Below are 12,860 nucleotides of genomic sequence, written 5' to 3'. Positions count from 1 at the left end.
TCATGATGGAACCAAAAATTTATACAGGATCGCCATATCCGCTAGGGGCAACATTTGATGGTAAAGGCGTAAATTTTGCGCTATTTTCAGAACATGCCGAAAACGTTGAGCTCTGTTTGTATGGTGACACGGAGGAAACGGTGGAAATTGCCAAAATCAGCTTAAAAGAAAAAACTCATCAAGTATGGCATATTTACCTGGAAGGACTTAAACCTGGGCAGCGCTATGGTTATCGCGTACATGGGCCTTATGAGCCCCAAAAGGGGCACCGGTTTAACCCGAATAAATTACTGATAGATCCTTATGCAAAGGCAATATCAGGTACCGTACAATGGAACGATGCCCTCTTTGGTTATGCTATCGGCGATACAGTTTCGGATCTGAGTTTCAGTGATACCGACAGTGCGCCATATGTACCCAAATCAGTTGTCATCGACACTGCCTTTGACTGGGAAGGCGATCGGCCGCCAAGTATACCCATGCATCAAACTGTTATTTACGAAGCCCATGTCAAAGGATTCACGGCCCTTCACCCGGATATCCCCGAAGAAATCAGAGGCACGTATGCTGGCATGGCCCATCCAGCGGCAATCGCCTATCTAAAAGAAATGGGGATAACAGCCATTGAGCTATTGCCTGTCCACCATTTCCTGACCGACCGACATTTACAGGATAAAGGCCTCAGCAATTATTGGGGATACAATTCCATCGGCTTTTTTGCCCCGGATGTGCGCTATTCATCCAATGGGACACATGGTGAGCAGGTAACCGAATTTAAAAATATGGTAAAATCGTTGCACGCTGCCGGAATTGAGGTCATACTGGATGTAGTCTATAACCACACAGGTGAAGGGAATGAAATGGGCCCCACGCTTTCCTTCCGCGGAATTGACAATGCCGCTTATTATCGTTTAGCGGAGGATGAACGATTCTACATGGATTTTACGGGAACGGGAAATACACTCCATGCACGCCAGCCCAATGTATTGCGCATGATTATGGACAGCCTGCGGTACTGGATCCAGGAGATGCATGTCGACGGCTTTCGGTTTGACCTGGCCTCTGCTCTGGCCCGCGAACTACATGATGTGGACAAACTGAGTTCTTTCTTTGACGTTATCCATCAGGATCCCGTTATCTCACAGGTAAAACTGATTGCTGAACCCTGGGACATTGGCGAGGGCGGTTATCAGGTGGGGGAGTTTCCGCCGGGATGGGCCGAATGGAATGGAAAATACCGAGACTGTATACGTGATTACTGGATCGGCGCAGACAGCATGATCGGTGAATTTGCCAATCGTCTTACCGGCTCTTCAGACCTGTACAGAGGGGATAATCGCACACCCTCAGCCAGTATCAATTTTATCACTGCCCATGATGGTTTCACGCTGAATGACCTTGTTTCCTATAATGAAAAACACAACGAAGCGAATGGCGAAGATAATAACGATGGGGACAATCACAACCGCTCATGGAACTGTGGTGCCGAGGGTCCCACCGATGACGCTGAAATCAATAGCCTGCGGGCAAAACAAAGACGAAATCTATTGACAACGCTTTTTCTTTCTCAGGGGGTACCTATGCTGGTGGCCGGGGATGAATTCGGCCGTACGCAGCAAGGAAATAATAATGCATATTGTCAGGATAACGCTATTTCATGGCTTGATTGGGAAAAAATGGATATTTCCCTGCTCAACTTCACCAAGTCATTGATTGCTTTCCGACGGGAACACCCATCCTTGTGCCGGCGTAAATGGTTTCAGGGAATGCCCATCCGGGGCACGGGACTGGAAGACATTGTCTGGTTCCTTCCGGATGCAACCGAGATGGACGACTCGCACTGGCAGAATGACTTTGCCCGGTCACTGGCCGTGTTTCTAAACGGTCAGGGTATTCGATCTTTTGATCACAATGGCGAAAAGATTACGGATCAGCATTTTTACCTTATTTTTAATGCCTATTGGGAAGATGTTGACTATAAGCTTCCGGATCATAATTATAGTTCCAGCTGGTCCAAAGTGTTGGATACAAATAGGGATACCCTAACGGAACATAAGACCTTTGCAGCAAACGAAATTGTGGTGGTTCCGCCACGCTCTGTATTGGTATTTATATCCGCCTAAATTAAAGTCGTACAAATTAATTGTTAAAACTATGCAACATACAGGAGTTACCCAACTCGGGGTGCGCTGGATAGACAATCAGGCACATATACGGATATGGGCACCCTGGGCAACCGCAGTAGATTGCCTATTAACCGAAAGGGAGATCGTCATACCACTTGAAAAACAGACGTATGGATATTGGTACGCGAATAGCAAGTTACCACGGCATGGCGAGCGGTATAAAATTATTATTGATGGAACCGCGTATCCTGACCCTGCATCATTATACCAGCCCGAAGGGGTGCATGGCCCTTCAGCGATGATTGACCTCGACTACCCCTGGACAGATCATCGTTATCATGCTCCTGCACAGCGTGAGCTTATAATCTATGAGCTCCATGTGGGGACATTCAGTGATAAACATGATTTTCACGGAGTTATTGATCGAATCCCTTACCTGAAAGCCCTGGGGGTAAATGCCCTGGAACTCATGCCCGTAGGACAGTTCCCGGGGGAACGCAATTGGGGCTATGATGGTGTTTATGCCTTTGCAGTACAAAATTCCTATGGTGGGGCCCGTGGCCTACAACAATTGGTCGACGCATGCCATCAGGCAGATATTGCTGTTATTTTGGATGTGGTCTATAACCATTTCGGCCCTGAAGGAAATTATTTACCTACCTTTGGCCCTTATTTTACAGCGAAGTATCATACACCCTGGGGGGATGCTGTAAATTACGACGACGAATTAAATTATGGGGTTCGTGATTTCGTACTGGCCAATGTACGGATGTGGTTTGAAGATTTTCATATCGATGGCTTAAGGATGGATGCTGTACACGCCATCAAGGATTTCGGTCCAGCACATATCCTGCAGGATATTAGGCGGCTAGCTGATGGCGTAGTAGCTAAAAGCGGAAAACAGCGTTACCTATTCGTCGAATGCGATCTCAATGACCGACGTTTTTTGGATCCCCTGGAGGTAAATGGTTTTGCGATGGACGGGCAATGGCTCGATGAATTTCACCATACGCTAAGAGTTGCTGCCGGTGAAGAAAGAAAAGGGTACTACAAAGAATTTGAGGGTGTCGCTCATCTTGCTAAAGCATACGAAAAAGCGTATGTATTTGATGGTTGTTATTCTAGCCATCGCAAAAGATTCTTCGGAACGGACAGCGACGGAATCGAAGGTGACCGTTTTATTGTATTTAGTCAAAACCATGATCAGGTAGGTAACCGAATGTTCGGCGAGCGTAGCAGCAGCCTCTATAGCGCAGAAACGACTCGCTTAATGGCCTTTGCCGTTTTTTTATCCCCCTATATTCCCTTGTTGTTTATGGGTGAAGAGTGGGGTACGAAAAAACCATTTCAATATTTCGTCAGCCACAGTGACCAGCAGTTGGTCAAAAATGTGCAGCAAGGAAGGGAAGAGGAATTCAGAGAATTCCAGACCAGCGGTGAGGTACCTAATCCCCAAGATAAAGCCACTTTTCAGCGGTCAGTATTGGACTGGAATGAACTGGAAAAGTCCCCCTTTCGCCAGCATTATCTTTACTACAGTACACTTATCGCCCTGCGCAAATCGCATCCAGTATTAAAGAATCTAAGCCGTGAAGATATCAACGTTGATTGTCTGTCGGAGCAAAATGTATTGCTGCTAAGGGCCGGAAAAGCAAAATCAAAGCTCTTAGCTGTGATGAATTTTTCCGGAGCAGCACAACGCATTTTGTTGGACGATGATCAGAAATGGCTATTGATCTTTGACAGCCTGTCAGGGGCAACAGATAGGATAACTCGTGAACTGACACAATCATCTCACGAGCTGACGGCACCCGCACATAGCGGGCTGCTATTTGAATCGATGGACTGATCAGATTTTTGCTGTTACATATAAATCCTGTGGATTTTTAAAAAATTTTTACAAACTAAACATCGGTCTATATTGTCCTTATACTAAAGACTGCTTGTCCCAGTCATGAAGAAAGTTTTTTTAAAGCTAGGCACCTTTCCAACCTAGCTTTTTTAATTGTACCTAGTTTTGTCTCCATAGCTTGAACGCTTCCGTCCATTATTTGCTTTTTTCCTAAAAAAGCAAACGATTTATTTCGGGCATCCGTTCATGAAGTAAACATCAGTTTATTTACTCTTCTAAACGTTGAATTATGAAACAAGAAACTGGAACTAAGCCAAAATTTAAAACTAAGGCTACGGCTAATGCTGAGCCGGCGTTGCAGGAACTCTTTTTGGATGAAATCATGGACCTCTACTGGGCCGAAAACCATCTCGTCAAATCATTGCCAAAAATGATAAAAGCAGCAACATCACCGGCGTTGGCCACTGCTATCGAAGATCATCTCAAGGAAACAGAAGAGCACGTTTCGCGGTTGGAGCAGATATTCAAGCTATTGGGCAAAGAAGCACTGGCTAAAAAATGTGATGCAATGGAGGGACTGACCAAAGAAGCGGAGGGCATCATCGAAAGTACCGGCGCAGGAACTGCAACCCGGGATGTGGGAATTATTTTAGCGTCACAAAAAGTGGAGCATTATGAAATCGCCAGCTATGGTGGTTTGCTCCAGCTTGCTGCGACACTGGGACTGCAAGAAGTAGCCGTATTACTTGAGCAGACGCTCGGCGAGGAACAAACAGCTGACGCACTGCTCACTGAGGTGGCGGAAAATAAAATTAACTATACGGCCGCAGAAGAATCATAACACATCAAATAACATGAAAAAGCGAGACACAGAAATAAAAAAGGGCCAACAGCCTGAAAACGAAAAAACAAAATCATTAGGTCAGCATATAAGCGATGCGTCCGGCCAACTGATGACAACAGATCAGGGGGTAAAGATTAACGACGATCAAAATTCATTACGCGCAGGTGACCGTGGAGCCACATTGCTGGAAGATTTTATCCTGCGGGAGAAGATTACCCATTTTGATCACGAACGTATTCCTGAGCGCGTAGTACACGCCAGGGGATCTGGCGCGCACGGGGTTTTTAAACTTTATAAACCGCTTGCGGAGCTGACCAAAGCCGCATTTTTAAACGATACGGACACCGAAACTCCAGTATTTGTCCGTTTCTCGACAGTGGCAGGGTCGCGTGGCTCAACAGATCTGGCCCGTGATGTACGTGGCTTTGCCGTCAAATTTTATACGCAGGAAGGGAATTTCGATCTGGTAGGTAACAATATGCCGGTATTTTTTATTCAGGATGCGATGAAATTTCCGGATCTGGTCCATGCCGTCAAACCTGAACCGGACAACGAAATTCCGCAGGCAGCTTCCGCACATGATACCTTTTGGGATTTTATTTCCTTGATGCCCGAATCTACCCATATGATTATGTGGTTAATGAGTGATCGAGCCATTCCACGCAGCTACCGGATGATGGAAGGATTTGGCGTACATACATTTCGATTTATTAATAAGAAGGGAGAAGCCACTTTTGTTAAATTTCATTGGAAACCGCTTCTGGGGATACATTCCGTCGCCTGGGATGAGGCACAGAATATTTCGGGTAAGGATCCTGATTTTCACCGGCGCGATCTTTGGGATGCTATCGAAAGCGGTGCATTCCCAGAATGGGAGCTAGGCGTGCAGATCGTTCCCGAAGCAGATGAGTTTAAATTTGATTTTGACCTGCTGGACTCTACCAAAATTATACCTGAAGAACTTGTCCCCGTGCAGCGAATTGGTAAAATGACGCTCAATCGTAATCCAGATAACTTTTTTGCGGAAACGGAACAGGCGGCTTTTCACATCGGCAATGTCGTACCGGGAATAGATTTTACCAATGACCCTTTATTGCAGGGGCGGCTATTCTCCTATACCGATACACAGCTCATCCGCTTGGGCGGACCCAATTTTCATGAAATACCGATTAACCGACCGATCAGCCCATCGCACAATAACCAGCGTGACGGGTTTATGCGCCAAAGAATTGACCGTGGTAAAACCAGCTATGGGCCAAATTCGCTCGGTGGTAACGATCCTGCCCAGGTGAAAGAGGCAGAAGGTGGTTTTACGAGCTATCAAGAACGTATTGATGCCAAAAAAGTGCGTGCCCGCAGTGATAGTTTCCGCGACCACTTTAGCCAGGCGGCGTTATTTTTCCACAGTCAATCAGAACCCGAGAAAAATCATATTATTGATGCGTTCAGTTTCGAATTGGGTAAGGTAAAAACTGTCGCCGTGAGACAACGCATGATTGGTATCTTGTCTTTAGTGGATAAAGGCCTGGCTGCTGAAGTGGCTTTTGCACTTGGATTAAAGGTGCCTCAGGAACCCGAAAAACCGATCAATCACAGTTTACCTGCTGATGCTGACCCCAAAGACTATGAACCTATACAAGTTGAAGGAAAGGTTAAAGTTTCACCTGCATTGAGTATGAAAAATACGATAAAAGATAGTATTCAAAGCCGAAAAGTAGCAATACTTGCCGCGGATGGAGTCGATTCTGTATCCCTGCAAAAGGTAAGTGACGCGATTATGGCAGCCGGTGGAGTGGTGCATGTTATTGCCCCGAAATTGGGCGAGATCACTGCCTCTGATAACACGAAAATCCCGGTCGAAGAGAGCTTCCTGACCGGGGCATCCGTACTGTATGATGCTGTATATGTGCCTGGTGGAAAAAATAGTGTGGCGACTCTGGAAGCAGAGGCAAATGCAGTACATTTTCTGAATGAAGCATTTAAACATTGTAAAGCCGTTGCAGCGGATGCGGATGCAATTCAAGTATTGGAAGCTACCTATTTCTTCAATAAGCTTCCCGACGAATTTTCAGAAAAAACTGTACTTGAAGAGGGAGTGATCCTCGAAAAAGACGCCAGTGCCTTGGCTGAGAAATTTGTCAAAGCAATTGCACAGCACCGCTTTTGGGAGCGTGAAAAACCGAAACAGGTACCGGCTTAGAAAAAGATAACCATAAAAAAGCCCGGTAATACGCCGGGCTTTCGCTATTTAAGATGGTATTTATCCGAACGATTCTTTATTTAGTTTGTCAGTATGGCAATCGCAGCTTCATTGCCCTGCTGGGCCGCGAGGTCACATACAGAAAGCCCGCGAACATCCAGAAGCGTTGGGTCTGCACCCTTGTCGAGCAACAGTTTTAACACCTCATTTCGGCCAAACATAGCCGCAAACATCAGCGCTGTACCGCCGTTGCCATGTTGTAGGTTTAAGTTTGCGCCATGTTGAATCAGAATCTCAGCAATATCTTTATAGCCTTTGAACGCAACCCCCATCAAAGCGGTATTGCCACCATTATCCTGCGCGTTGACATCGGCACCAGATTCGAGCAAGAGTTTAGCCGCGGCGAACTGATTATTATAGCAGGCGATAATTAATGGCGTGTAGCCTTTGGTGTCACGGCTATTTAAATCTACCTGCTGTCGAATGAGCTCCTGTAATACTTCGACATTGCCTAGCCGGGCAGCATGTATAATTACTTCTGTCATCTGTGTCATATCGGAATTGTCTTTATCTATAACTAAAAATTACTTGTTTATAAAAATTACGTATTTAGGTTATTATAGGAACAAAAGCTAAAGAACAAGGGTTTGGAAAATCTTAATATGCCACCAACCGAAAAACTATCGCGCTGTAGTGATAACAGTCGAAAATAGCTGGGTGACGAAAATATTTTTACAACTAGTGCAAAAAGCAAAAGCCCGAATCTTGGGCTTTTGCTTTTTATTAAGAAGCGGACTCATTGACGCCTGACATCGCTATCTCTGTAAGCAAAGTATCTGTCTGTTTCTCTTCGTCCAATGTTTGTTGGAGCAATTCCTCAACTTCAGTATGTTCCATTAGTTTTGCATACGTGACCAGGCAGCCGTAACTTGCAATCTCATAATGTTCAACCTTTTGTGCAGCAGAAATTAGGGCGGCATCTAGTGCCGGATCACCCTCAAAACTTTCAATAATCTCATCTGCTTCTTCCAAAAGGCCTTCCATCGCCTTGCATTTCTTGCCGCGGGCGGCCTTTCCAAGCGATGAAAATACTTCTTTTAGCCGTTCGATCTGACCTTCAGTTTGACTGTAATGTTCGTCAAAAGCCTGTCTCAGCTCCTCACTTTCTGCTGCTTTACTCATCTTCTTTAACCCTTTTAACAGCTGTTTTTCTGCACCAAGAACATCCTTTAATTCATCCACAAATAACTCATGTAAATGTGCATTGGGCATCTCTTGGTTGTTTTGATTTGATGTTGCCATAATCTTGATTTTTATGGGAAGAACAGCGACCAAAAAGAGATGGTTTGATTCTTTTTAAAATTCGACTATTGTCTATAAAAATCCAGAAAAGATCAATATTGAAAAGATAAATACATTGTTACCGATTTATAATAATTTACAGCCCAATCAGTTAATCGGAAAGAACAGACGTATTTCTGTCCCTCGGTCTACTCGGCTAAAAATCATAAATTGCGCATTCAGTCTTTTCATAAGCTCTTGAACAATAGCAAGTCCTACGCCTTGGTGTGGGGAATGTCCAGCGCTGTCGCGCCGGAGCCGCCCAAAGCGAATATGCTCCAGCTCATGTGGCGCAATACCAATACCATTATCTTTAATATAGTAAATTAGGCCATTTTTTGCCTTTTCACTATAAATCTCTACTTGCGCTTTTTTATTGGCAGCAGAATATTTCACAGCATTATTTATCAAGTGAGTAAAGATCTGATAAATGCTCGCCGGATCGCTATCGAGCGGAAAAAGATTTCCAAAAATAAATTGTATGTGGGGGGCACGAAATAGTACTTTCGCTTCGCGGCACAACAATGTAAGTGCATCGTCCAGATGGATAAACTGTCTTTTCAGTTGAGCTATTGGCCCTACTGTCAGCTCGATGACCCTTTCAATAATATCGTTGATGTCGTGGAGGGATTCATCAATCAAATTAAACAGCTCCTGGCGTCGTCTCACTGGCATATTCGAGCGTTCCTTCAACAAGGTAACAGCAAACTCAGAAAGTGCGAGCGGGCTTTTAACGTCGTGCGAAAGTGACCGGGAAATCATCTCCAGCTTGGAACTATTATTGAGCAGCTGTTCTTGTGCCTTCACTTCAGCCAGCTTTACTTTTTCCGTAACGTCTGTGGCTGTATGCAAAATGGAATACGTCTGACCTCTTTTGTCAACAAGCGGTTTATATTCGAAATTAAAATAACGCTGTATTTTTAAATCTCCATTATAGATATTTACGGGTGCTTCAAATGCGTTATAAGTTGTTCCACTTTCCCAGACATTTTTGAGCAAATCTGCATAACCATCTTGCGTAAATCCTGGAAATATCTCTGAAAAAGGATTGCCTATGATATCTTGATTACAATACCAGATCGCTAGCATCATTGGATTTGCGAAACCAATATTGAGGTTGGGATTGTCATAAATAGCTGTTGCTAAAGGCAACTCGCGGAGCGCTTCATTAAATAGAAAAGTATCTTGTTGATATTTTTTCATATAGGTTAACAAAAAGGAAAATAAATTGATGATCGTTCTCGGATGTGTCTTTGCAATAATCAAGCCAGTGCCAAAGATTAAAAGCTTATTACTTTAATAGCGAGCGCAATTTCTGTCCATTTTGAGTTGCATAAGCTTTTTGGTCATTATCAAAATAGAGGTAAACATCTTTTCCTTCGTTTCGATAGGTCATGCATTTATCTGCCCAACCTTCCAGTTGTTCGACATTATAGCTTCCCTCGTATTTGTCTCCGGGGCCGTGTAAACGTATATAAACAAAATCTGCCGTTACAATTTGCGGACTTTGATATCCGGCAAGATCATACATACAATAAGCACAATTGTACTGTCTAAGTTCCTTATAAACTTCTTCAATATTCCAAGTATGATCGCGAAACTCAAACGCAAACCGATGATCACTTGGTAATAATTTTAGAAAGTGATCCAGGCGTTCGAGATTAACTTTCCATTTTGGTGGCAATTGAAATAGGATAGGTCCCAGTTTTTCCTTCAGGGGGGATGCTCGTTGAATAAATTGATCGATAATATCTTCGTCAACACGAAGTTTTTTTAAATGTGTAATAAAGCGGCTGCCCTTCACTGCAAATATAAAATCAGCAGGGACCAGACTGTACCAGTTTTCATACATTTCCGTTGTAGGTAATCTATAAAAGGAATTGTTTACTTCCGCGGAGGAAAAATATTTGGAATAAAAATTTAATTGGTCTTCATTCTTCAGTTTTGGCGGGTAAAAAACAGCTTTCCAATGTTTGTAATACCAACCAGAAGTCCCTATAAAAATTTTGCCTTTTTTTATCATAATCATCAAAAGCTATACAGATGGAACAGCACAACAAGATCAAAAGTTGGCCAAATTTTAAAGACAGGGCAGAAGGATGGTTGACAGCAGAAAAAAGTCCTTGAAATTAGAAAAGGCGGATCAAATTTGATCCGCCTTTCGGGTAAGTAATCGGGCTCGAACCGACGACCCCTAGAACCACAATCTAGTGCTCTAACCAACTGAGCTATACCTACCGTGATTTTGATGTCACAAAAGTAGTACTATACCCCATATCCTCCAAATGTTTTTTAAACTTTTTGACTAAACGATTGTCTATCAAATGGTATATTTTTATCCGGACATGTCATCGGGCGATAAAAGCTAATATTCGTGTAACATATTCGGTTCAAATGTCCATTATTGGACCTTGGTCTATTATTTGTATTATACTATTTATGGGAAAATTTTTAAAATTTTTAATTGTTGTAGCCATTTTGGCAGTAGGAGCATGGTTTGTCTATCAAAAATATAATAGTGGCTCTAAGGTCGAAAGCAAACATCAGCTTTTGGTGGAACGTATTGAGGCCATGGGTAAGTTGGAACTTGTCAAATACCGTTATAGTGATGTTGTTGAACATAAGAATATCAACACATTTTTACCGGACGCTAGTGTACTGCTCATTGTAAAGGCGGATGCTGTGGGCTGTGTCAATCTGACAAAACTGACGCCTGAGGATATCAAGGTGATAGGGGACTCTGTTTCCATTAAATTGCCCGCTCCAGAGATCTGTTATACTAAGATAGATCATGAAGCCTCAAAAGTTTATGATACCAAAATGGCTTTTCTTAGAGAAGCCGAATTGGTTGATGAAGCCTATAAAACCGCGGAAAAAGCAGTAGCAGATGATGTGAAAAAATCTGATATTCTGCAGCAGACCAAAGCAAACGCAACTACGGTCTTCAAACCTTTATTGCAGGGATTGGGCTTTTCAAAAATCAGCCTGACTTTTGAATAGATCAGCTGTAAAAATGAGATTAAAAAAGCTAGACACAAGCGTGTCTAGCTTCCTACAATAAATCGATCTCCGTCCATCTCCCGACGGGGGAGCACATATAAATTATGCTATAATCAGTTAATAAACAACGCTCGGGATTAAATCGTTTTATTTTTTTGTTGATGTATCCGGTTGTGGCGTTGGTGGAATCTCTCCCCGCGATTCGCTTGACGTTGTATCCCTGTATTGAATCGTAGTGGTGTCATTCGCTACGGAGTCACGCATCAATTCCCTTGACTTTTGATCATCCGTCTGCGCGCCATTACAGGCAAACATGGAGAGTAAAATAGCACCCGCAAAAATTGATTTGATCATTTTATTCATTTTCTTTCGGTTTTGTTTTCAATACACTATATCCATTTGTTGAAAAATAGCTGTTCTTTTATGGAACAGGTGTAAATCAGGAAACGTTTGCCATTTAAAATTTTACCTACATATTGTTCGATGAAAAAATATACAGATTTAAATCACCTAAAAGGCTATCTCGCATTGTAAAAAACTTTTTACAGTTTAGCTATGTTCCTATTTTATTAGGACCTATTTCGATAGGACATTAAGTTCATTTAAAGAAAAAGCTATGATACAGTTAATGCTTGTAGACGACCATCATTTAGTTAGAAATGGTTTTCGACTGATTCTGGAGTCTCAAAAAGATATGGCTGTATTGGCTGATGTCGAGAGCGGTGAGATGGCCCTTGATTTTTTAACCAGAAATCAAGGGCCGGATCTGATTCTGACAGATGTTAAGATGGAAGAAATGGATGGAATTTCACTGATCGCACATATCAAAGAAAAGTATCCACAAACAAAAATCCTTGCGTTATCCATGTTGAATGATATACAAACCGTCTATGACGTATTGAACGCAGGTGGAGATGGCTATCTGGTTAAAGATAGTTCTGCCGATGAAGTACTATTTGGTATCCGCCAGATCGCAAATGGGGAAAAATACCTCAGCGTCTCGTTGGGCATATCTTGCGTAGAAAATTATCGTCAATACATAGCAAATACGTCCGATAAGGGCTATATCCTTGCCAAGTACGATATTTCTGAACGGGAACTAGCTGTACTTGAACTGATTTCTGAAGGCTATACCAATGCCGAAATCGCTGACCGCATCTTTTTGAGCAAGCGTACGGTGGAGGGACACCGGCAGCGGCTAATTGAAAAAACACATACAAGAAATACAGCCGGGCTAGTTCGGTTTGGCTTTCATCATATGCTTTTACACTAAAAATTAAACAATTATGGCAACAAAAAATGAAAATAGGCTGATTGGAAAGGAAATGGAAAAGAAGAAAAAGGTCAAACTCGGAGTAGAAGGAGAAGTGCAAAAAAAGGTGAATCATAAAGACGATGGTGATGCAGAGGCGGGGGTGGATCCGCAGGCAGAGCAACTTAATGATATGCCGAATGATCCCACGGACCAGCCCAGCGAAAAAGGTAAAAAAAGGTGAC

The 12,860-nt window shown here is 43.1% G+C and carries 12 protein-coding genes and 1 tRNA gene; 7 read left to right on the top strand and 6 right to left on the bottom strand.

All coding sequences use genetic code 11. From position 1 onward, the window contains the following. The first annotated feature begins 2 nt into the window (after positions 1-2). The 4 genes from glgX (at position 3) to D7322_RS20675 (ending at position 7,022) form a co-directional block, all read left to right on the top strand. The gene (gene glgX / locus D7322_RS20690) at positions 3-2,123 is read left to right on the top strand and encodes a glycogen debranching protein GlgX (RefSeq protein WP_245971400.1); all 2,121 of its coding nucleotides are present in this window, start codon (positions 3-5) and stop codon (positions 2,121-2,123) included. A gap of 31 nt (positions 2,124-2,154) precedes the next feature. Further along, a complete protein-coding gene (gene treZ / locus D7322_RS20685; RefSeq protein WP_121126137.1) occupies positions 2,155-3,975 on the top strand; it encodes a malto-oligosyltrehalose trehalohydrolase in 1,821 nt (606 codons plus the stop codon). 292 nt (positions 3,976-4,267) lie between these two features. After that, positions 4,268-4,819 (top strand): YciE/YciF ferroxidase family protein, encoded by a 552-nt coding sequence (locus D7322_RS20680; protein WP_121126136.1) that lies wholly within the window; start codon positions 4,268-4,270, stop codon positions 4,817-4,819. Between the two features lie 13 nt (positions 4,820-4,832). Beyond that, the gene (locus tag D7322_RS20675) at positions 4,833-7,022 is read left to right on the top strand and encodes a catalase (protein ID WP_121126135.1); all 2,190 of its coding nucleotides are present in this window, start codon (positions 4,833-4,835) and stop codon (positions 7,020-7,022) included. A gap of 80 nt (positions 7,023-7,102) precedes the next feature. Here D7322_RS20675 and D7322_RS20670 read toward each other — a convergent pair whose 3' ends face one another. The 5 genes from D7322_RS20670 to D7322_RS20650 form a co-directional block, all read right to left on the bottom strand. Further along, a complete protein-coding gene (locus D7322_RS20670; protein ID WP_121126134.1) occupies positions 7,103-7,576 on the bottom strand; it encodes an ankyrin repeat domain-containing protein in 474 nt (157 codons plus the stop codon). Positions 7,577-7,805: 229 nt separating this feature from the next. After that, the gene (locus D7322_RS20665; protein ID WP_121126133.1) at positions 7,806-8,324 is read right to left on the bottom strand and encodes a YciE/YciF ferroxidase family protein; all 519 of its coding nucleotides are present in this window, start codon (positions 8,322-8,324) and stop codon (positions 7,806-7,808) included. A 147-nt stretch (positions 8,325-8,471) separates the two neighbouring features. Beyond that, on the bottom strand, positions 8,472-9,566 hold the full coding sequence (locus tag D7322_RS20660) for a sensor histidine kinase (protein WP_121126132.1): 1,095 nt from the start codon (positions 9,564-9,566) through the stop codon (positions 8,472-8,474). An 88-nt stretch (positions 9,567-9,654) separates the two neighbouring features. After that, entirely contained in the window at positions 9,655-10,386 is a 732-nt protein-coding gene (locus D7322_RS20655) for a DUF72 domain-containing protein (RefSeq protein WP_245971399.1), read from the bottom strand. A 141-nt stretch (positions 10,387-10,527) separates the two neighbouring features. Continuing rightward, positions 10,528-10,601: transfer RNA gene (locus D7322_RS20650), tRNA-His, on the bottom strand. A 201-nt stretch (positions 10,602-10,802) separates the two neighbouring features. Here D7322_RS20650 and D7322_RS20645 point away from each other — a divergent pair. Then, positions 10,803-11,363 (top strand): DUF4230 domain-containing protein, encoded by a 561-nt coding sequence (locus D7322_RS20645; protein WP_121126130.1) that lies wholly within the window; start codon positions 10,803-10,805, stop codon positions 11,361-11,363. Between the two features lie 147 nt (positions 11,364-11,510). Here D7322_RS20645 and D7322_RS20640 read toward each other — a convergent pair whose 3' ends face one another. Further along, positions 11,511-11,726: a hypothetical protein gene (locus D7322_RS20640; protein WP_121126129.1), complete on the bottom strand. Its 216-nt coding sequence runs from the start codon at positions 11,724-11,726 to the stop codon at positions 11,511-11,513. 253 nt (positions 11,727-11,979) lie between these two features. Between D7322_RS20640 and D7322_RS20635 the strand changes: the two genes are divergently transcribed. Next, positions 11,980-12,636 carry a response regulator transcription factor gene (locus D7322_RS20635; protein WP_121126128.1) on the top strand — a complete coding sequence of 219 codons (657 nt, stop codon included), beginning with the start codon at positions 11,980-11,982 and terminating at the stop codon, positions 12,634-12,636. 13 nt (positions 12,637-12,649) lie between these two features. Continuing rightward, a complete protein-coding gene (locus D7322_RS20630) occupies positions 12,650-12,859 on the top strand; it encodes a hypothetical protein (RefSeq protein ID WP_121126127.1) in 210 nt (69 codons plus the stop codon). Position 12,860 lies beyond the last annotated feature (1 nt).

Origin of the sequence: Sphingobacterium puteale (assembly GCF_003627955.1) — a bacterium.
GTDB classification, from domain to species: domain Bacteria; phylum Bacteroidota; class Bacteroidia; order Sphingobacteriales; family Sphingobacteriaceae; genus Sphingobacterium; species Sphingobacterium puteale.
This window is presented reverse-complemented; position numbering and strand designations above follow the sequence as displayed.